The 21,535-nt window shown below is 39.2% G+C and carries 13 protein-coding genes; 5 read left to right on the forward strand and 8 right to left on the reverse strand.

The window, feature by feature from the left end; translation table 11 throughout:
• Positions 1 to 950 precede the first annotated feature (950 nt).
• On the forward strand, positions 951 to 4,139 hold the full coding sequence (locus ACAN52_RS05075; RefSeq protein WP_378953176.1) for a hypothetical protein: 3,189 nt from the start codon (positions 951 to 953) through the stop codon (positions 4,137 to 4,139).
• Positions 4,140 to 4,245: 106 nt separating this feature from the next.
• Positions 4,246 to 5,430 carry a hypothetical protein gene (locus ACAN52_RS05080; protein WP_378953178.1) on the forward strand — a complete coding sequence of 395 codons (1,185 nt, stop codon included), beginning with the start codon at positions 4,246 to 4,248 and terminating at the stop codon, positions 5,428 to 5,430.
• A gap of 145 nt (positions 5,431 to 5,575) precedes the next feature.
• On the opposite strand, the gene ACAN52_RS05085 is transcribed toward ACAN52_RS05080, so the two are convergent.
• From ACAN52_RS05085 to ACAN52_RS05100, 4 genes are all read right to left on the reverse strand, one after another.
• The gene (locus ACAN52_RS05085) at positions 5,576 to 6,760 is read right to left on the reverse strand and encodes a hypothetical protein (RefSeq protein WP_378953180.1); all 1,185 of its coding nucleotides are present in this window, start codon (positions 6,758 to 6,760) and stop codon (positions 5,576 to 5,578) included.
• Positions 6,761 to 7,054: 294 nt separating this feature from the next.
• Entirely contained in the window at positions 7,055 to 7,945 is an 891-nt protein-coding gene (locus tag ACAN52_RS05090) for a hypothetical protein (protein WP_378953182.1), read from the reverse strand.
• 310 nt (positions 7,946 to 8,255) lie between these two features.
• Complete coding sequence (locus ACAN52_RS05095) at positions 8,256 to 9,578, reverse strand: exosporium glycoprotein BclB-related protein (RefSeq protein WP_378953184.1); 1,323 nt, start codon at positions 9,576 to 9,578, stop codon at positions 8,256 to 8,258.
• A gap of 79 nt (positions 9,579 to 9,657) precedes the next feature.
• Entirely contained in the window at positions 9,658 to 10,740 is a 1,083-nt protein-coding gene (locus ACAN52_RS05100) for a glycosyltransferase (protein WP_378953186.1), read from the reverse strand.
• A 214-nt stretch (positions 10,741 to 10,954) separates the two neighbouring features.
• Between ACAN52_RS05100 and ACAN52_RS05105 the strand changes: the two genes are divergently transcribed.
• From ACAN52_RS05105 to ACAN52_RS05115, 3 genes are all read left to right on the forward strand, one after another.
• Positions 10,955 to 11,779 carry a glycosyltransferase family 2 protein gene (locus ACAN52_RS05105; protein WP_378953188.1) on the forward strand — a complete coding sequence of 275 codons (825 nt, stop codon included), beginning with the start codon at positions 10,955 to 10,957 and terminating at the stop codon, positions 11,777 to 11,779.
• Between the two features lie 93 nt (positions 11,780 to 11,872).
• Positions 11,873 to 12,574, forward strand: a complete 702-nt coding sequence (locus ACAN52_RS05110; protein WP_378953190.1) for a DUF268 domain-containing protein — start codon at positions 11,873 to 11,875, stop codon at positions 12,572 to 12,574.
• Between the two features lie 244 nt (positions 12,575 to 12,818).
• Positions 12,819 to 14,579 carry a glycosyltransferase family 2 protein gene (locus tag ACAN52_RS05115; protein WP_378953192.1) on the forward strand — a complete coding sequence of 587 codons (1,761 nt, stop codon included), beginning with the start codon at positions 12,819 to 12,821 and terminating at the stop codon, positions 14,577 to 14,579.
• A gap of 92 nt (positions 14,580 to 14,671) precedes the next feature.
• On the opposite strand, the gene ACAN52_RS05120 is transcribed toward ACAN52_RS05115, so the two are convergent.
• From ACAN52_RS05120 to ACAN52_RS05135, 4 genes are read right to left on the reverse strand one after another with little or no spacing between them, the layout of a single operon-like run.
• Positions 14,672 to 16,183, reverse strand: coding sequence for a glycosyltransferase (locus ACAN52_RS05120; protein WP_378953194.1), 1,512 nt, complete (start codon positions 16,181 to 16,183; stop codon positions 14,672 to 14,674).
• A complete protein-coding gene (locus ACAN52_RS05125) occupies positions 16,152 to 17,684 on the reverse strand; it encodes a glycosyltransferase (RefSeq protein ID WP_378953196.1) in 1,533 nt (510 codons plus the stop codon). The genes ACAN52_RS05120 and ACAN52_RS05125 overlap by 32 nt, the downstream gene beginning before the upstream one ends.
• Positions 17,681 to 19,417 carry a glycosyltransferase gene (locus tag ACAN52_RS05130; RefSeq protein ID WP_378953198.1) on the reverse strand — a complete coding sequence of 579 codons (1,737 nt, stop codon included), beginning with the start codon at positions 19,415 to 19,417 and terminating at the stop codon, positions 17,681 to 17,683. The genes ACAN52_RS05125 and ACAN52_RS05130 overlap by 4 nt, the downstream gene beginning before the upstream one ends.
• Positions 19,414 to 21,384 (reverse strand): glycosyltransferase, encoded by a 1,971-nt coding sequence (locus ACAN52_RS05135; RefSeq protein ID WP_378953200.1) that lies wholly within the window; start codon positions 21,382 to 21,384, stop codon positions 19,414 to 19,416. The genes ACAN52_RS05130 and ACAN52_RS05135 overlap by 4 nt, the downstream gene beginning before the upstream one ends.
• Positions 21,385 to 21,535: the final 151 nt, after the last annotated feature.

The raw sequence follows: 21,535 nt of genomic DNA on the forward strand, positions 1-21,535 counted from the left end.
ATGGATAAGCTTATAGTTAAAAGTTTAGACTCTTGGATAATGGTAAAAAAAGAGATATAATGGTAAAATTACGTATAAATAAGTATATTATTTCTATTATTTCGACAGCAATAAACAATTTTTAAAATTTTCTTTATCCATATGGGAGAGAAAAGAGAACTAAAGCCATTCTTGCTTTCATATAAGAAAGTTCCCCTAAAAGGAGGTATAGTTTTTATGTTATATACAATTCGACAAATATTGTACTACTTTTTGCCCCAACAATTTTCCTATAATTTAAGGTACAATAATATGTCGGAATTTAAATCCGTAGATAAACCTCAACAGAGATTGATTTTTAAAGATTGTAAGAGGAAATTTTAAATATGAAGGGCTGGTAGATTTTATGATCACTGTCATCAAACGGGTTTTACGCCGGCTTTTAAGCCGGATATTTCATTGTTGTGAAAAGTGCGGAAAGAATGCAACAGGTGAAATTTATCTCAGGAGAGCAGGAACTTTGATTTTCAAGTCGGTTTATATTTGCCAATCTTGTCAAAAGAATTTTTGGAAATTTAACATGGAAAAAGAATGTTTGGAAGAAGGACGTAGGACTAATCGTGGTAATGATAAAATTTTATTGTTAAAAAGAAGAAAAGCCTAGTTTACTACTAATTTTATCCCATATTACCAAGGGTACTGATAATACCACACGTTTACAGTTGGAGCTAGCAAAGCTTACTAGTATTAAATACCTGATTACAGTTAATGGGCAAATCAGATAATAGAATATGAATTTAGAGCCTCTTCATTAGTCTCATACTGATGAAGAGGCTCTTTTTCCATTCTAAAATATCCTCTGAGTTTCACCAAAATCTATCCGATTACATATATTAGAATACATATTTGAGTGAAGTTTTCTTGACATGTAAAGAAATAAGTGAATATACATAAAAAGGAGTTGGCAAATTATGATTAACCAGGATGATAATTCTGGTAATCCCATCGACATCAATCAACTACAATGGGCACTGCGCCATGGGCAAAAAATTGATGGTCTGGGAAATGTAATTATATCAAATCAGCCCGTCGTGATACCCGACAATTATATAGATAAAAATATGGCGAAAAATAATATTTGTGAGGATGCTCTTTTACATAATGCAGTCTTAAAAGAACAAATTGATCAACTCGGGCAATCTCTTAATCGGGAAATTATATCCCTGAAAGGTGAATTTGCAATTGTAGCTGAAGGCACGGCTTTAGAAGAGCAGATTGATAAACTGAGACAATTGATGAATCAGGAATTTCTATCATTAAAGAGCGAATTTGGAATTGTAGCTCAGGGGACGGCTGTAGAAGAGCAGATTGATAAACTGGGTCAATTGATGAATCAGGAAATTCGATCATTAAAGAGTGAACTTGGAAGTATAGCTCAGGGAACAGCTGTAGAAGAGCAGATTAATAAACTGGGTCAATTGATGAATCAGGAAATTCGATCATTAAAGAGTGAATTTGGAAGTATAGCTCAAGGGACGGCTGTAGAAGAGCAGATTGATAAACTGGGTCAATCCATAAATCAAGAAATCGTATCACTGAAAAGTGAACTTGGAAGTATAGCTCAGGGGAAGGCTGTAGAAGAGCAGATTGATAAACTGGGTCAATTGATGAATCAAGAAATCGTATCACTGAAAAGTGAACTTGGAAGTATAGCTCAGGGGAAGGCTGTAGAAGAGCAGATTGATAAACTGGGTCAATCCCTGAATCAAGAAATCGTATCACTGAAAAGTGAACTTGGAAGTATAGCTCAGGGGACGGTTGTAGAAGAGCAGATTGATAAGCTGGACCAATCCATAAATCAAGAAATCGTATCACTGAAAAATGAACTTGGAAGTATAGCTCAGGGGACGGCTGTAGAAGAGCAGATTGATAAACTGGACCAATCCATAAATCAAGAAATCGTATCACTGAAAAATGAACTTGGAAGTATAGCTCAGGGGACGGCTGTAGAAGAGCAGATTGATAAACTGGGTCAATTGATGAATCAAGAAATCGTATCATTGAAAAATGAACTTGGAAGTATAGCTCAGGGGAAGGTTGTAGAAGAGCAGATTGATAAGCTGGACCAATCCATAAATCAAGAAATCGTATCACTGAAAAATGAACTTGGAAGTATAGCTCAGGGGACGGCTGTAGAAGAGCAGATTGATAAACTGGGTCAATTGATAAATCAAGAAATCGTATCACTGAAAAATGAACTTGGAAGTATAGCTCAGGGGACGGCTGTAGAAGAGCAGATTGATAAACTGGGTCAATTGATGAATCAAGAAATCGTATCACTGAAAAATGAACTTGGAAGTATAGCTCAGGGGACGGTTGTAGAAGAGCAGATTGATAAGTTGGACCAATCCATAAATCAAGAAATCGTATCACTGAAAAGTGAACTTGGAAGTATAGCTCAGGGGAAGGTTGTAGAAGAGCAGATTGATAAGCTGGGTCAATCCCTAAATCAAGAAATTGTATCACTGAAAAATGAACTTGGAAGTATAGCTCAGGGGACGGCTGTGGAAGAGCAGATTGATAAGCTGGGTCAATCCCTAAATCAAGAAATCGTATCACTGAAAAGTGAATTTGGAAGTATAGCTCAAGGGACGGCTGTAGAAGAGCAGATTGATAAGCTGGGTCAATCGATGAATCAGGAAATTTTATCACTGAAGAATGAACTTGGAAGTATAGCTCAGGGGACGGCTGTGGAAGAGCAGATTGATAAGCTGGGTCAATCCCTAAATCAAGAAATCGTATCACTGAAAAGTGAATTTGGAAGTATAGCTCAAGGGACGGCTGTAGAAGAGCAGATTGATAAGCTGGGTCAATTGATGAATCAGGAAATTCTATCATTGAAGAATGAATTTGGAAGTGTGGCTCAGGGGACGGCTGTGGAAGAGCAGATTGATAAGCTGGGTCAATCCCTAAATCAAGAAATCGTATCACTGAAAAGTGAATTTGGAAGTATAGCTCAAGGGACGGCTGTAGAAGAGCAGATTGATAAGCTGGGTCAATCCCTAAATCAAGAAATCGTATCACTGAAAAGTGAATTTGGAAGTATAGCTCAAGGGACGGCTGTAGAAGAGCAGATTGATAAGCTGGGGCAATTGATGAATCAGGAAATTCTATCATTGAAGAATGAATTTGGAAGTGTAGCTCAGGGGACGGCTGTAGAAGAGCAGATTGATAAGCTGGGGCAATCCCTGAATCAAGAAATCGTATCACTGAAAATTGAACTTGGAAGTATAGCTCAGGGGAAGGTTGTAGAAGAGCAGATTGATAAGCTGAGTCAATTGATGAATCAGGAAATTCTATCATTGAAGAATGAATTTGGAAGTGTAGCTCAGGGAACGGCTGTAGAAGAGCAGATTGATAAGCTGGGTCAATCTCTAAATGAAGAATTTGTATCATTGAAGAGGGGAATTGAAAGTGCTTCTGAAGACGCGGGTTTTGAAGAACAAATTAACAAGTTAGGACAATCATTGAATCAGGAAATTTTATCACTGAAGAGTGAATTTACAATGTTCGTTCAGTCTCAATTACATCAAGAAAAAGAATGTAAGATAGCAGGGAGTGAATGGAAAAATAGTTTGGAAGCACGTGAGACTAATCTGCAGGCAGATATACGGCAAATACAGCATAACATATTAGCGAAATTTGATGAGCATTTTAAGTATATAAATGAACAATTGAAGTATAACGATAACATGCTTAGGCAAGAAGTAGCTTTCTTAACATCTCAAGTGGCAGCGCTTCAGTCATTTCAAAACAGTGAAGGGAAAGTTATAATCACTGAGTGGCAGGAAAGAATGGAAGAACATCAAGGTCGGTTAAACGAAGATATGGCCTATATACAGTATGTCGTAGAAGAAATTGCAACTCGTCCACACGGTATCGAGGCTCAGCAGAGGTTACGGGAGAATTTTTTCATTCGTGAGATATCAGCTCTGAAACAAGAAATATCATCCATTCGCCAGAAATGTAAGTCCCAAGAAAAAGGATGTATCATGACAGAGACACAGCAATATAACAATAGCGTAGTCTCGCAAGAAGTAAATTTAAATAGTGAGGATCAGACACAGGTGTATAAAAAGAAAAGAAGAAGACGGCATTAAGTAAGAGGGGATAATGTTAAATGAATAAAGTGGTATTGATTACTGCTATAACTGGGCAGGATGGAGCCTATTTAGCTGAAGAATTCTATAAAAATGAGTGTGCCTTATGATACAAATAAAACCTAGGATTGAACACCAAGGTACATGTCCAGGCTGCGGCCAAGAAATCAATCCATTTAGAGTGTTATGGCAAGGGCAGCATACTTGTGGAGTTTTTAAGTGCCCTTCTTGTCAAACCTTGTTCCTTGAAGATTTTAGAATGATGTTTTCCATTGATGCACCATTTCAAGTGAATTTATTGACTGGTGATCTAATTCAGCTGTATGGTAAGACTGATTACGTGGGTTGGTTTGGCAGACCATTACGACAGTCACTGGCTAGCCCTCAAGACTATCCGAATCTTGCAATAAAGGTTGAAAAAATAAAGGATCATCAAGAGGTTGTTATTCTAAATTGCCTTGATTTTCTATATGGTCATTGCCTGATTAAATTATTGGATCTTGAATATTATTTAAATCAGCAGACATCTCTTGGTATCATTATCATTATACCTGATATTTTGCGATGGTTAGTACCCGATAGTGTAGCTGAAATATGGACAGTAAATATTCCTCTAGGAAAAATGCTCAATTTTTATCCTGAACTAGACCAGAGAATCAATAGGGAATGTGAACGGTTTGATTTGGTATATGTCAGTAAAGGCGTTCATCAACCGCCTTTTTGTAATATTACAAGATATACTAGAGCACCCCAATATAATTTTGAAAAGCAGGATTTTCGGATTACGTTTATTTGGCGCAGTGATCGGGTTTGGAGCCCCCAAAAAGTATATTTATATCATGGCATCAGTCCTGAGATAAGACTATATAGTCTTGAGCAACAACAAAAAAATATTTGCCAACTTTTTGAGCAGTTAAGAATTCATTTTCCCCATGCTATTTTTACCGTAGCGGGCTTAGGGCGGGAAACTGCTTTTCCATGTTGGATTGATGATTGCCGTGTTGAAAAGTATACTGAGGATTTGGAAAGATCGATGTGTCAGATTTATGGGGAAAGTCACTTAGTCATAGGTGTGCATGGTTCTAATATGCTGCTACCGTCAGCACATGCTGGATTGACTATTGATTTATTGCCAGATGATCGTTGGGGAAATTTAGCCGATGATATTATTTATCAGGATATACCAATAAATAAAATAGTGCATAAGTATATTCATTTACCATTGGCAATCGATATTCATTTATTAACTAAAATTGCTGCTGTGGTGATTGATAAATTATGTAAAAAATAACACTATGATTCTGTATAAATTACTCCTTACTGTGATGTCAAAGAAGGACAGCAAAGTAAGGGGTATATTTATTCAAACCCTAAGCACCCATTCCTTAATGGAAGGGTGCTTAGAAAAATTATAATTATCTTCTTAGACTTTCCGCCTATGCGAGTTGTGTGATTATAAGATGTGCTGAAACCGGTCTTGCTCCTCCCGCGAGGGGAGTGATGGTTAATGCCGGTGAATTGCCAGAGGGATTTCGTACAGTTAGTATTGAATTGATGGCTGTCGTTGTCACAAGAGCCATTCCTATTATCTGAGAAGTACCTGTTGCTCTCCCAACCACCGTAGAGGTTAGGTCAATGGCTCCTAATCCCGAATTAAGAGTTAAAATCAGTTGGCCCGCTTCGGTCACACTCACCTGAAACAATACTTGATAAGTGCCAATTGCAGATAAGCTAAATGTGCTGGGACCAGTACGGGCAATAGTAGTACCACTAGTAGGTCCATCTTGTGGAAAGCTTACGTCTGAACCGGCAGCAACTGTTGTTGCATTATTAGGAGGCATCAACGCAAAGAAATCTGCAAAGCCTAATACTCCTCCAGTAGTACCAGTAGTACCAGTAGTACCAGTAGTGCCAGTAGTGCCAGTAGTGCCAGTAGTGCCAGTAGTGCCAGTAGTGCCAGCAGTGCCAGTAGTGCCAGTAGTGCCAGTAGTGCCAGTAGTGCCAGCAGTGCCAGTAGTACCAGTAGTGCCAGTAGTGCCAGTAGTGCCAGTAGTACCAGTAGTTCCAGTAGTTCCACCAGTAGCGCCAGTAGCACCAGTAGTACCAGTAGTACCAGTAGTACCAGTAGTACCAGTAGCACCAGTAGTACCAGTAGTACCAGTAGTACCAGTAGTACCAGTAGTACCAGTAGTACCAGTAGTACCAGTAGTACCAGTAGTACCAGTAGTACCACCAGTAGCACCAGTGGTTCCAGTAGTACCAGTAGTACCAGTAGTACCACCAGTAGCGCCAGTAGCGCCAGTAGTGCCAGTAGTGCCAGTAGTACCAGTGGTACCAGTAGTACCAGTAGTACCAGTAGTGCCAGTAGTGCCAGTAGTACCAGTAGTGCCGGTAGCGCTACCAGTAGTGCCAGTAGTACCAGTAGTACCAGTAGCTCCAGTAGGACATATTGGACATACAGGTGTACATCCGCATTCAGTTAAGGATCCAAAACCGGCGGTAATGGTATTAGCTCGGTCATCCGTTTCTGTAGTCTCTAGGTTATTACCCCGCATGGTATCTATACCATCGTTGCCGATGTTGGTGCGTTTATTTTTAGTTGATTGCTCCTTGAAAGACATAAAAAATATTGACCTCCTTTTAGAAAAATAGTGCTTATGTAATATAATATGTAACATTACTAGTAGTGTACCAATATATTGGAAAATAGAGGGTCAGATATTCGTTTATTACAAATGATGATATGAGTAGAAAGGTAGCAATGTTCAGTGATTTCTCTTTTATAATTAAGTGTATCGACTAAAAAAGTAAGCACCTATTCCTTAGAATAAGGGTGCTTACAAAGGTTTTGCATAGTTTAACTTACTTATTAGGTTATATTTTCTACGGCACATTAGATCTATTTTTCAATTCAATTATGGACAAACTGCATTGTCGATTCTAAATATTGTCATTGCTGCAGATACTGAATTTTGGCCGTCAATGAGGTCGGAATCTATAGTCTTATTGCCTTTTACTTTTAATCTTAGTATGGAAGAAGTAATTGGAGCGCACACTTCGAGGATAATTGTCATAGTGGTCCCATCATTTTGGGAATAGAGTGTTTGTGGTGTCTGCTCAGTACCATTAAGCTCCAATACGAACGCACTTGTACCGTTATAATTGGTAAACGCTTGGATAAGGTAAATACCGTTCGGTATGATGATGATGTCAGTGCCTGATATTGTTATATCTGTGCTAGAACTAAGAATATTCTCCCATATAACATAGTCGTTAGGAGTTAAAGTTTGATCGGAATTGCGACGAACGTAGGCCCATGGGGAATTAGCTGAGCTTCCAGTAGTACCAGTAGTACCAGTAGTACCAGTAGTACCAGTAGTACCAGTAGTACCAGTAGTACCAGTAGTACCAGTAGTACCAGTAGTACCAGTAGTACCAGTAGTACCAGTAGTACCAGTAGTGCCAGTAGTGCCAGTAGTGCCAGTAGTACCAGTAGTACCAGTGCCAGTAGTGCCAGTAGTGCCAGTAGTACCAGTAGTACCAGTAGTGCCAGTAGTGCCAGTAGTGCCAGTAGTGCCAGTAGTGCCAGTAGTGCCAGTAGTACCAGTAGTACCAGTAGTGCCAGTAGGACATATTGGGCATACTGGTGTGCATCCGCATTCAGTTAGGGATCCAAAAGCGGCGGTAATAGTATTAGCTCGGTCATCAGTTTCTGTAGCCTCTAAGTTGTTTTCCTGGGTGGTATTTACTCCATCGTTGCCGATGTTGGTGCGCTTATTTTTAGTTGATTGCTCCTTGAAAGACATAAAAATATTGACCTCCTTTTAGAAAAATAGTGTTTATGTAATATAATATGTAAAATTACTAGTAGTGTACCAATATGTTGGAAAATAGAGGGGTAGATAGTCGTTTATTACAAATGGTGACATGAGTAGAAAGACAATAAAATTTAGTGATTTCTCTTTTATAATTAGGTAATAACACCAAAATAGTAAGCACCCATTCCTTCGAGGAAGGGTGCTTACTAGGTCTTTCATAGTCTAAGACAAGTGGATTTCATACTTTTGAAGGATTAGAGTGAATTGCTTCTACGATTTTTCCTTAAACAATTCTGGATTAAATGATATTAACACCTGCACTTGCGTAACCAGTGATAACGGTACCAACAAGACCCAGTCCCCCTGTAGTTGTTGCAGAAAATACCATTAATAGACGATCTTCTGGATCTACATCGATAGACAGTCCTGTAGTACTATCAAAACGAATCGTACCAGCTGGAGCTGCACCTGTGAAGGTTGGTAATACTACAGAAGCACCCGTAAGTGGACTAAAAGAGTTGTTAGGTGCGGTTGAAATAAATAATTGTGCTGTAACCGTTATAGTGATGGCTGCCAAAGGTGGTACTATTGGCAATACAGTCGTAAAATATGCAGTTATATCGGTAATTGTTCCCGCACGGGGAACGGAAAATGCGTAATTAAGAGATAAAACTGAATTAGGGATATTGATTATTGGACCTGGACTCACAGTAATACCAGGGATCGAACTTCCAAAGCCGACGAGGTCTACAGTATCAACTAATCCACTCGCAAGAGTAGCCAGTATAGCAGGGATACCTGATGCATATGCGATTATAGCGCCACCACCAGGTGCGCCAGTGGTTCCAGTAGTACCAGTGGTTCCAGTAGTACCAGTGGTTCCAGTAGTACCAGTGGTTCCAGTAGTACCAGTGGTTCCAGTAGTACCAGTGGTTCCAGTAGTACCAGTGGTTCCAGTAGTACCAGTGGTTCCAGTAGTGCCAGTGGTACCAGTAGTGCCAGTGGTACCAGTGGTACCAGTAGTACCAGTGGTTCCAGTAGTACCAGTAGCGCCGCCAGTTGATCCAGTAGTACCAGTAGTACCAGTAGTACCAGTAGTACCAGTAGTACCAGTAGTACCAGTAGTACCAGTAGTACCAGTAGTACCAGTGGTTCCAGTAGTACCAGTAGTACCAGTAGTACCAGTAGTACCAGTGGTTCCAGTAGTACCAGTGGTTCCAGTAGTGCCAGTGGTTCCAGTAGTGCCAGTGGTTCCAGTAGTGCCAGTAGTGCCAGTGGTTCCAGTAGAACCAGTAGTACCAGTGGTTCCAGTGGTTCCAGTAGTACCAGTAGTACCAGTAGTACCAGTAGTACCAGTGGTTCCAGTAGTACCAGTAGTACCAGTAGTGCCAGTAGCACTACCAGTAGTGCCAGTGGTACCAGTGGTACCAGTAGTACCAGTAGGACATATTGGGCATACTGGTGTGCATCCACATTCAGTTAGGGAGCCAAAACCAGCGGTAATGGTATTAGCTCGGTCATCAGTTTCTGTAGCGGCTAAGTTGTTTTCCTGGGTGGTATTTACTCCATCATTGCCTATATTGGTGCGCTTATTTTTAGTTGATTGATCCTTGAAAGACATAAAAAATATTGACCTCCTTTTAGAGAAATAGTGGTTATGGAATATAATATGTAGCATGACTATTAGTGTGACAATCGATTTAGTTGTATAAGTTTTCAAAATATCTTCGATTGTACAAAACAGCAGAATGGTCTGGGACAAAACTTGCTGCGATTTCGTTGTGTTTGTAAGAAAGCTCCTGGTTTCCTAGCCGGTTGTAGCATACACATAGTTGTAGATGAGGTATCCATGTCCAATAAGCATGATTGATCATACCTAAGCAATCCGCTGGTTTTTCAAGGTCTGTAGCCATTTTATACCAAAAAGTGGCTTGTTTCAGCTGATTTGCTTGTAAATAATAAGAACCGAGACGGCAACAGAATTCGGCGCGTGGTGTATCGTAAGTAAAGGATTTAAAAATATATTCCAAATGTTTTTCGAGATTATTTAAAACCAGAAAACTATCAGCCAGCTTACCACAAGCTGCAATATTATCCTCAATCCACCCCTGTTTAGTCTCTAAAAATTGTTGGTAAAATTTTATTGATTCTTCGTGTTTTCCATGGTCGTGTAATTCATTAGCATAATAATAAAGATCCCGAGGGGAAAAAGGTTCTCCCTTTGCCATACGTTCAGCGTAGATACAAAGATTGCGGTCGGAATCATGGCTAATGGCGCTGTGAGTAATGGCGATGTCGCTATTTATAATAAAACCACCTACTTCTAGGTATTCATGTACAGCTCCAATCCATTTAAAGTGATTGGAACGCTTTACTAAGCGGTTACGGCGCAGGCTTGCTATCACACGACCCTTTTCATCGTGAGCTACATGGTAATGCATGGTTACTGAGTCAACGGAAGGCTCAAGATTGTTTTTAAGCAGGATAAAACGTTCACGATCAGCTTCGAGTATTACGTCATCAGCATCGAGCCATAGAATATAATTCTGGGTTGCTAAATTAAATGCAAAATTACGAGCCGCGGCAAAATCATCGATCCAGGGGAAATCATAGAGTTTACTCGTATATTTCTTTACAATTTCTTTCGTGCCATCATTTGAACCAGTATCTACAATTATAATTTCATCAACAATGCCCTGCACGGAATCCAAGCAACGCCCAATCACGTCTTCTTCATTTTTCACAATCATACACAAACTGATCGTTGGAATTTTTTGCTCCATTTCAGTCACCTCATAAAAACTTATCTATAATACTATATTCAGCAAATTCAGAGGTGCTACGTAGAAAACTGAGAAAAGATATCTTTTCTCAGTTATATCTGGTGAGTTGATATAAAAAATGTGGTCATATGGGGGCTCAGTGAATAGGATAGGGAAAGATGACGATGCTATAAGATCAATCATAAAGATCCATAAAGACCGGAGGTAGTGAGTCATGACGGGAAAGCAACCTGTTAGTTTTTTTATTCCTGCTTATAATTGTGAAAAAAATCTAGAAGAGTCGGTCTTGTCTATTTTAAAGGGCAATTTCTGTGCAGGAGACGAGATTGTCATAGTAAACGATGGGTCTACAGATGGAACGGAAAGTATCATTGACGGTCTGGTAGCTGATCATCCCGTGATAAAAAAGATTAATCATTCCGTCAACAAGGGGGGAGGGGCTGCTCGTAATACGGCTATTGAAAATGCCCAGTATGACATTCTGTTTTGCTTAGATTCTGATAATATTCTAATCTGTAGTACCATCCAGAAACTGCAGGAATATATGCTGCAAACCAGCGCCCATGTAGCATCTTTTGGTGAAATATGCTTTTTCATCGGTCATAGAGCAAATATAACTCACAAATGGATTTATAAAAAAGAAACAACGCTAGATGATTGTTTAAGTACTCACATGGTTCCTGGGGCTAGTGGTAACTATCTGTTTACTAGGGAAAGCTGGCAGCGTGCAGGAGGATATCCTGAATTTGCTGGAGCGATGGACACTTGGGGCTTTGGCTTTCGCCAACTTGCCACTGGATCAAAAATGGTGTCAATGCCAGATTCTTATTATTTACACCGCTATGGACACGAATCCTATTGGGTTAGAGAATCTAAATTAGGTAAAATCTCTCAAATTAATCTGGAGATCCTAAGACCTTATTTAGATTTGATTATGGACGAAGATGTAGATTATATTCAGAGCACGGAAGGGAGGATCAACTGGTTTGATCACCTTTCTATGCGCCCTATACGGCTGAAATCAGGCTTTACAGATTAGGCGGTAAATGGATTTTTTTAGAGCCCTACACTGAAAAATTGAAGTGGAGGGCTTTATCTAGTTAATAAACTGCAAAAAAGAGAGGTAAGTGAGTTGGAACAAGATTATTTTTTTGAAACATTTCAAGAACTTAAAAATCAAGAAAAGGCAACTAAATCTAGATTTAATTTTGAATGGGATGAAAGATACCCTTGCCTACAGGATGATAGTAGTGGAACTCCCTTTGATGCTCATTATGTTTATCATACTGCATGGGCAGCTCGTGTATTAGCAAGACTCAGACCAGTAATACATCATGATATATCTTCCTACTTGTATTTTTCCACATTGGTATCTGCCTTTGTTCCTATTAAGTTCTACGATTATAGACCAGCATCCATTCAAATTTCAGGATTGACGGCTGAACATGCTGATTTATTAAAATTACCCTTTGGTAATGAGTCGATTGATTCATTATCATGTATGCATGTCATTGAACATATTGGCCTCGGTCGATATGGGGATAAATTGGATTATGACGGAGATTTAAAAGCGATAAAAGAGTTAAGCCGAGTATTAAAAAAAGGTGGGAGTTTATTATTTGTAGTTCCTGTTGGAGCGGCTAGAATCTGCTTTAATGCACATCGCATCTATTCTCCTTTTGCTATTGATGAGATATTTAAACATGATTTTAACGTTCAGGAATCGGCGTTAATAACCGATGATTCATGGAAAGGTATGATTACAAAGCCTTCTCTGCAATTGATGAGTGAACAAGAATATGGATGTGGCTGTTTTTGGTTTATCAAAAAATAATGATTTAGAGGAAAACAAGTAGATGCAAGGTAGATCAATGCCTAATTAACCTTATTTACGCACGAATGAGGTCCGATTTTCATAATATATAGGGTGATAGTAGCGGTTTATGTCAAGATAATGAAATAAGAAAAGAAAAGTCCCAAGCGTAACAAGCATAGGATAAACTCATTAAAGGACTGGGTCTACGATTAATCGAGTGGTTACTCTGATTGACGCTATATAAGCGAAAGGAGATAAATGTATGCAACATGTGGTCGGATTACTATTTAGTAAAGACCGAGCCATGCAATTAGATGCAACAATAAGATCACTTTATGTGCATTGTCAGGATGTGCAAAATATCGACTTAAAAGTGATTTGGGCACACTCTAACGCACGGAATGAACAGCAATATCAAGAATTGGTAAGTATGTATCCAGATGTTGAATTTATCAGTGAAGTGGATTTTGAGTCCCAAGTTCTAGCAAGCATAGCTAGTTATGAATATGTATTATTTTTAGTTGATGATAATTTATTTGTAAGAGATTTCTCAATAGGAAATATTATCGAAAGTCTAATCATAAATCTTGATGCTTTAGGATTTTCACTGAGACTAGGTACCAATACAAATTATTGTTATATGTTAAGAAGTGATCAAGAATTGCCAAGTTTTACGAATGTTGATCATGAATTTCTAAAATTTGATTGGACATCAGCCCAGCATGATTTTGGCTATCCCTTGGAGGTTTCTAGTTCTGTTTTTAGAGTAGTTGATATAATGGCTGTTTTGCAGCATTCTTTCTTTAATCCCAATACCTTAGAAGCCTATCTTAATGAAAATAAAATAGCCTTTTGTCAGCAGAAAAAATTTCTCCTATGTAATGCCTATTCTTGTACCTTTTGCAATCCTATAAATAAAGTGCAAACCATTTTTAATAACCGAGCCGGGGAAACATTTCATTATCCCGCTGATAATCTTAGAGAGATGTTTACACGCGGGTATCGAATTGATGTGGAAGAATACTGTGGTTTTCTACCGAATGCCTGCCACCAAGAGGTGGAATTAAAATTTAAAAAAAATGTGCAAGATGTCACTGTAGAGAGTGTGAAAATCCAAGATGCTTTACCTAAAGTCAGTGTCATTATGCCTGTATATAATGCAGAGGCTTATCTAAGCGAAGCCATCGAGAGTATCCTTGGTCAAACTTTTGTTGACTTTGAATTCATTATTATTGATGACGGTTCTACAGATGGTAGTCTGAATATCATTAAAACCTACAGCGATCCACGTATTGTAGTGGTCTGTAATGAAACCAATCTTAAGTTAATTCCTACACTCAATAAGGGGCTTAACTTAGCGAAAGGACAGTATATTGCATGTATGCATGCTGACGATATTAGCTTACCAGAACGGCTAACTCGGCAGGTGGAATTCATGGATCAAAACCCCAATATCTGTGTATGTGGGACTTGGGTAGAACTATTTGGTGACTGTGAGCAAGTTTTTTGGCGCTTTACTGCTCCTCCAGATGAAGTAAAGTGCATGTTGCTATTTGGCTGTTGTATTGCCCATCCTTCCGTGATGCTTCGAAGAACCATTGTAGAAGCAGGTCTGGGCTATTCACCTTTGTACCCACATGCAGAGGATTATGCCTTATGGGTACAGATCGCACAAAATTATGAGATTGCCAATATCCCAGAGGTCTTGCTAAAATATCGAAGATCAGAAGGTCAAGTGAGTAGTAAATATGCTGGACAGCTCATGGAAATAGCGTTAAAGATCCAACGTGAGCAGATCAATGCTCTTGGTATTGAACCGACGGAAGAAGAGTGTCTTTTACATTGGGCAGTTGGTGCGAGCCAATTTACTCCAACTATTTCCTTTGCCAATGCAGTATCAGAATGGTTTAGCAAACTAAAAGAAGGAAATTTTCGCTATCATTATTATCCTGAACCAGCTTTTAGTAATTATTTACGGATCTATTGGAGGGGGATTTGTAACAATTTAATGGACGCTTTTTAATGTTGTTTACATTGTCATTTTGTATAATTTCAGAGAAACATATATATAAAACAAACTTTTCGGTCATTTGAACCGAAAAGTTTGTTTTTTGATTATTCCTCATTTTGCCAATCAATTAGAGTTGGCTTAGGGTCAAGAATAGACTGATATTGTTCCTTGATTCCGTAACGTGCTTCAGGATCTAGTTTTTTATAACGATAAAATTTTTCTAATCGATCAGCTGGTTGCGCCCAGCCCCAATGTTTAATTCGTAGTTTACAGCTAATCCCTCGTAAATTACTAAGATTCATAGGAAATCGACCGCAATGTTGGGGAGTTTCCTGCCATACATAAGGATAATCAGCCTGGTAGCGCACCAAGAAGGGACGTTCATATTTGTGTGCCTGCCAATGAATGTCTTCTCGATATTGTACTTCACTCCACATATCATAAAGTCGAAAATAATAGACATCTGAATTGGGGTTTCGCAGTAAATGGGGCATAAGATCAACAATGTGATCCTCGAACATTTCGTCCGCATCGAGAATCAGTATCCAGTCAGGTTTCGTTTCGATTGCCAGATTCCATAATTGCTGACGCAGTACAATTTCATTATGAAAATTTGCATTTTTGTTTACTAAAATTTGGTGAGGGATTGTAGCAAGGCAGCGTTCACAGACTTCTACAGTATTATCTGTACTGGCATCATCAAGTATAACAGCTTGATGGATATAACCTGCTGCTTGAGTTAGTACTTTCTCCAAATAGCGATTTTCTTCATTGTGTACTAACATAGCCAAGGTCAAGCGGGGAAATTTACTTCTTTGATAGTCATATTGCGCTTTGTGATGAAGGAGTCCAGGAAGTTCAGACTCGCGGTACATATGGTAGGGTGGATAATAAGTGTCAGCATAAAGGTCAAACCCCAAAGCTACAGCGCGTACACAAAAATGTCGGTCTTCACCAATTAAATCTAGATTATGGATTTTTTGAAAAGTAACCCCAGATTTTAAAGCTTTGGCACTGAGTAACGTACAAGCTCCAAGACCTCCCACTGTATAGGTTCCGGGGCATTGGAGTTTGTTTAAAAAAGCATTTTGTCGCTTTGCAATTTCTTCTGTGCTTAATTCTTTTCCTGCTTCAAGTTCATAGAGACGATATTGACCTCCCACCCATACTTGAGGTAGTGGAGGCAACTCTTGTTCCCACTTGGTCCAATATACCTCAGATACAATGTCTTTACCGAGGCTGACAAGATGGATGAGAGTACTTGGATGCAGCGCCAAATCTGAGTCAACTAAAAATAGGTAGTCGAATTTTTTATGGAGGGCTAATTGAATAAAATCATCTTTATACCGGGCTACTTTCCAAACAATGTTTTCTTGCCAGTAGTGTGTTTGTTCATTACATTGATAAATGGGTGATTTTTCTGTACCTTTTAGAATTGAAACACCTAGATTCGTTTCAGCAAATTTTTGCAAATCAATACTCGGTGTATCGTGATCATCAATGAAAACAAATTCTAGAATAAGACCTGTTCGATCCAAAGATTGCAGACAAGCGAGGAATTCAACTAGGATATTAGGTTTTTGCCTAACGGGACTGGCAATCAATATACGTTTCACCGATGAACAACTCCTCCCAGAAAGTTAATGGGTCTTTCGGAGATAAATTTTTGACAAGGAACGAAATTAGCAGTAGATTTCCCATCGCCTTATAGATAAAAGTTTGTTTGGTATTATGATCGTACTCTCCAGCCAATTTGAGAAATTGGCTTTGTAAGAGCAATTCTTCCCCAGTAAGAGATAATATGAGGTATATATGAGTACGTAAGGGGTGAGGAGTTTTGATCTTTAACATCTGCAGATAGATGCGACAGTTTTCCATGGTCCCTGTAATGTCATTTACCTTCGTACGTTCGATGATCGCCAGTAGAATGGTGGCAAGTCTCAACTCAAACATGTTTGCTTTTTGTGCCTCCTCGAATAACTCCTTAGTGAATTCCCATGTGAGTTTTTCTACTAGGGGCTCCCATGACATTCGATTTGGCTCACAGCCACATACCGCTAGTATTCGCATCAGAGGATACAAATTTTTAGGATCTTCACACAACGCATCAATATAGTACTCTATTCCTTGTTTAGAAATACCGGCTAGAAAGTATGCATCTCCTAGTAAAGCGTTAAACTGACTGAGTTCTAGCAGTTCTCTACTGTTTAATTTTCCCATTTCTAATATTTGCGCCGCTTCTGAAAATCTTTTATGCTGCATAAGCCATACCCCATATAGACATGATAGATCACCGTTGTCAGGTAGGCTTTGTATTCCTTTGCAGAATGACTCTTCGGCATGAAGATCCTCAGGTATCGTCAATTTTACGAGTAGGAGTGCCGTCAATACTTGAGATACATATCCTTCATCGCCCTGTAGCAGAGTGATAGTTTTATCGAATAATAGACTGGCTTCGGGAAAGTTTTTATTTCGTAAATATTCAATGCCAAGACAATAATTCAAAAAAGGGTCCTGGGGGTTTTTTATTAACTCCTTCTTCATGAGAGTTGTATTTCGGATAAATTTATGTTTGCCTTCTACTTCTTTTCGGAGATATCCATCGTGCTTGATCGTAAATGGAGCAATCACTAATCCACTGTTTAGGTTGCGACTTTGAATACTGCCGGCAATCTGTTCATGAATGGCTCCTGCAAATTGATAGTCAGGTGTATTTTTAAATAAACGAACCACATAATCGTCCACGCTTTTATTGCCGTGATCGAGATTACTATTAATTTTTAAATAATATCCTTCTCCTGGTGAAGTGAGAAGGAAATCTAATAGTTCATTGCGAGAGGTGGAAACAAGTATCTCATCCGCATCTAAAACTAATATCCAATGTCCCTGTGCTTTGCTTATTGCATAATTACGTGCAGCAGAAAAATCATCAACCCAAGTAAAGTAAAATATCTTAGCACCATGTTCAGCAGCAATTTTCACAGTATGATCATTTGATCCCGTATCAACAACGATCATTTCATCCACAAGGTGTTCTACGCTATTGAGACAACGAGCAATGCAATGTTCTTCATTCTTAGTGATCATGCATAATGAAATTAAAATTCGATCATTCATCGATAGAAATCTCTCAGTATTGTGAAAGTATAATCTAAACTTCGCTTTACATTGTCCTCTTTTTCTTGTAGATCGCTGATTAACCGTTCGAATGTATCTTTATCATTGAAGAGAATATCTTTTATGGCCGCGAGTAATGTAGCAAAGCATTGTTGTTCTTGAAATTTTTTTGCTCGGACACGTAGACAGCGATTCTGCAAATCGAGTAGAGTTCCAATTGACTTTGGATTGGATAATGGCAACAGAGTATTATGGCATAGTTTTTTATAAATACAAAATACAGCTCGGAAGGTGTCTCGACAATCTTTCCTTCTCCAAAGCTCCCACATTCCTTGTCGTGCTTCATTAAAACGATTGATCAGCATAAAAGCGGTGATTTCATCTACTATTGTCTCTACTGTTGTTTGTATTCCATTTTGACGGATTTGTGCGATGGATTGTAATGCAAGGGCAATTTCTCCGCTATACAGTTGACATCTGGCTAATAACTCTAAGTTGGTAGTGGGATGAGAGATCGTATTGTTCAGACATTGCATACCGATATCAGGAAAACCAGCGGTCCAAAAGAGTTCAGCCATTTTTTCAGACACTTCAGGGAGTGCTAACTCATCGCGCTCTTTCAAAAAATCCAATACCTCAGCGGCAGTTTGTTGAGTCAATTTTAATAAAACTAGTTGGTAAAGTGGGTAATAATAGGTTTTATTTGCATGTAAAGCCTGTTCATAATAATGTTTGGCCTCTTTTATTAAACCAAGTTTCTCCGCGCAATAACCTAAATGGTAATAAGCGAGGTAGCTGTCGGTTCCATCTGTGTGAAAGAAAGGGAGGGGCGGGGGGCCTGAGTTAATAGCCTCTTTGAACCACTTCATCCCAACTTCGTATTCCTTCTTTAATTCAAATAGAACTCCGCCTTCAAAGAAGAGATCGCAGTAATTGGGATAATGTTGACTTTCTTCTAAGCAAAGGCAGATGGCCTCATCGAGCTTTCCAACACTTTTGTAGCAACTAATGAGATGTCGAACAGTAGGGCTACGAAAGGCTATCTGTTCTGGAGAAAACTCCTTTAAAGCCTTCTTGAAAGCATCAATTGCAAGATCAGCGCGCCGTACACCAAACCACTCAGTGCCGATATAATACAATAAATGAGGGTCAATCGGATTTTGAGTACATATTGTTTTTTTTAACATAGCAATGTTACGACCACGCCGCCGATGTCTTTCAGCAAGAGAAACGGGCGTGTGCCAAATTATAGGATGAGATGCATAACCTACCGTACTAGGATCATCGATGGATACATGTTCATGTATCACGCCTTTGAAACGGTACTGTCGTTGAAAGAGTCGCAGTACCATAAAGCGATCATATTGATGATTATTTGTAAGGGGCTTTAGTGCGCATAATGGTAGACAAAAGGCTGAGTAGGCAGAGGTGTTCAGTAATGAACGTAAATCATCAGGTTCCATATGAAGTTGTTCGTCGGCGTCCAATGATAAAATCCATTCAGATGTTGTTTGCTGGAGCGCATAGTTGCGTGCGGCAGCAAAATCATCCTTCCATTGATAGGAGTAGACGTTTTCGGTATATTGTCTGGCAACTTCCATGGTGTCATCGGATGAACCTGTATCCACAATCACGATTTCATCCACTGCGTCTTTGACACTATCTAGACAGTGGGCAAGACGACTGCCTTCGTTGCGTACAATCATTGCCAGCGAGATCCGTTGAAGTGTCATTTACTCGTAGCCTCCCCTTGTAATAGGCTAAATATGGCTATATCAGGATATTTTTGGACAGCTTCAGCTAGTAGTTCCTGTTGCATTTTCTGGTACAGACGGATTAATTTTACATAATACTGGGGTTGTCGTGGTGCGAGAGTTAATGCGCGACGATAACAAAGGCAAGATTCTTCGTACTGATTTTTTTGCTGTAAGATTTCGGCCATTGAGCACCAAGCGTCTGGACTATTGGCATGTTCTTCTAAATATAACTCAGTATACTGTTTAGCTATATCCAAATACCCATAGTCAGTAAAAATTCGAGCAAGATCTAAAGCGTTCTCTTTTTGAGATTGTTTGGCTACCTTTGCTAACAAATTTTGGGCAAGTTGTAATTCATTTAGATCAAGTGCCCGGAAAACAATGTCTTTTATAAGTGACATTCCTTCAGCTTCGAGAAAGGCTGGGGGAGAAGAGTTGCGTTTGTATAAGGAATTTTTCAAAATTGATACAACAGAACCCGTATCGGGAGATAAGCCAATTGCCAAGAACTCTTCACATAGTACGCGTACTTTTGTACGTTTTTTATCAAACCAAAAACAGAGGATTTCATTTAGTTTTGCCAAGGGATATTGAGGATGACCTTGAGGGATAGCGCCGAATAAACGAACTGCCTCCAAGATTCTTTTTTCTTGGATAAGACAGATTGCTTTGAGCATGCTGGTGTAATCATCCATGGATTCTGGTTCTATCTTTTCGAAATAGTCAAGTGCGAGAGGATAAGCTCTTTCTGTAAAATAGACTGTACCAATCAAACGTTTGGCATCTGCTGTACAGAAATCACACAATTTTTCCACTGCTTGCTTGGTATAATCAGGTTCTTTGCGAGGGTTGAGGATGTGAACAATCGCCGACAATGAAATAATGAAATTTGGATTATCTTGTAAACTAAGAATATAATATCGCAGTGCCTCCTCTTCATTGCCAAAGGCCTCTGCCAACTGGGCTAATTGATAATGAGCGCGGAATCCCCGACTGCCACTAAAAGGTGCGTAATAGGCTGGTTGCTCTGGTGTTGATAAGGCACGCTGAAACCACTCAAAGGCTCCTGCATAATTTTTTTGTTCGACGTGAATGAGTCCGCCGTAATAATGTAAGTCTGCATAATTAGGAAAAAACTGCAGTCCTAATGAAATGGCTTCTAAGGCATTGTCATATTGTTGGGCTCCATAGTGAGCCAGTGCAATATAGCGTAGTAATTTTGGGAAATAAACTGTACTCGGATCAGTATGATTGGCCGCCTTGATTAATTCTTCTGCCGCTTCAGCAAAGAGATCGCTTCGATATAATTCGATACCGTAATGATAGTGTAGTATTTGGTTGTCAGGAGACTTGTCTAATTCCTTTCTAATTATCATGAGATTCCTAGTTTTCTTATCTTTTTCCAGTATTTGCTGATTCAAATATCCGTAATGTCGAATAACGATATTTTCGGCAATTGCAAATTTTGCCTGACTATTCTTCTCCAAAATGACATCCACAACCTGTTCATGGATAGCTCCGCGGAACCGATAATCCGGCTTGTTGCGAAACATTCGAAATACCAGATCAGGAGAGGTTTCGATACTTCCTTGTGCGCCAATCAAGTTAATAATTTTTATAAAATAACCTTCGTTTTCCTCTTCGGCAGCTTGTCGTAGGGCATGCTCAGTCCCCGGTTCTAGTGCTTCATCCGCATCAAGAAAAAGGATCCAGTCGCCACTCGCTGCTTCTAGAGAAGCATTGCGGGCAGCACTGAAATCATCTTGCCATAAATGAGAAATGACAATTGCTCCTGCGCGCAACGCGACTTGCTTTGTTTGATCCGTTGACCCTGTATCAACGATGATCACTTCATCAACAGCTCCAGCAATGCTGCTTAAACAACGTGTAAGATTAAGTTCTTCATTTTTTACAATCATACACAAACTGATTTTTTTTCTCATTACACTATACCTCATTAATTTTTATTATCATTATATGCGTGGGGGATAGCCCTCGTTCAATAAGATACATATGCCTTGATCTGTAAAAAGGACTGTCATTGTTGTCACGTTCATGGGCAATCAACATAAAATAGACTAGGTATAGGAAATG

Source organism: Pelosinus sp. sgz500959 (assembly GCF_042610375.1).
Taxonomy (GTDB): domain Bacteria; phylum Bacillota; class Negativicutes; order DSM-13327; family DSM-13327; genus CTSoil-075.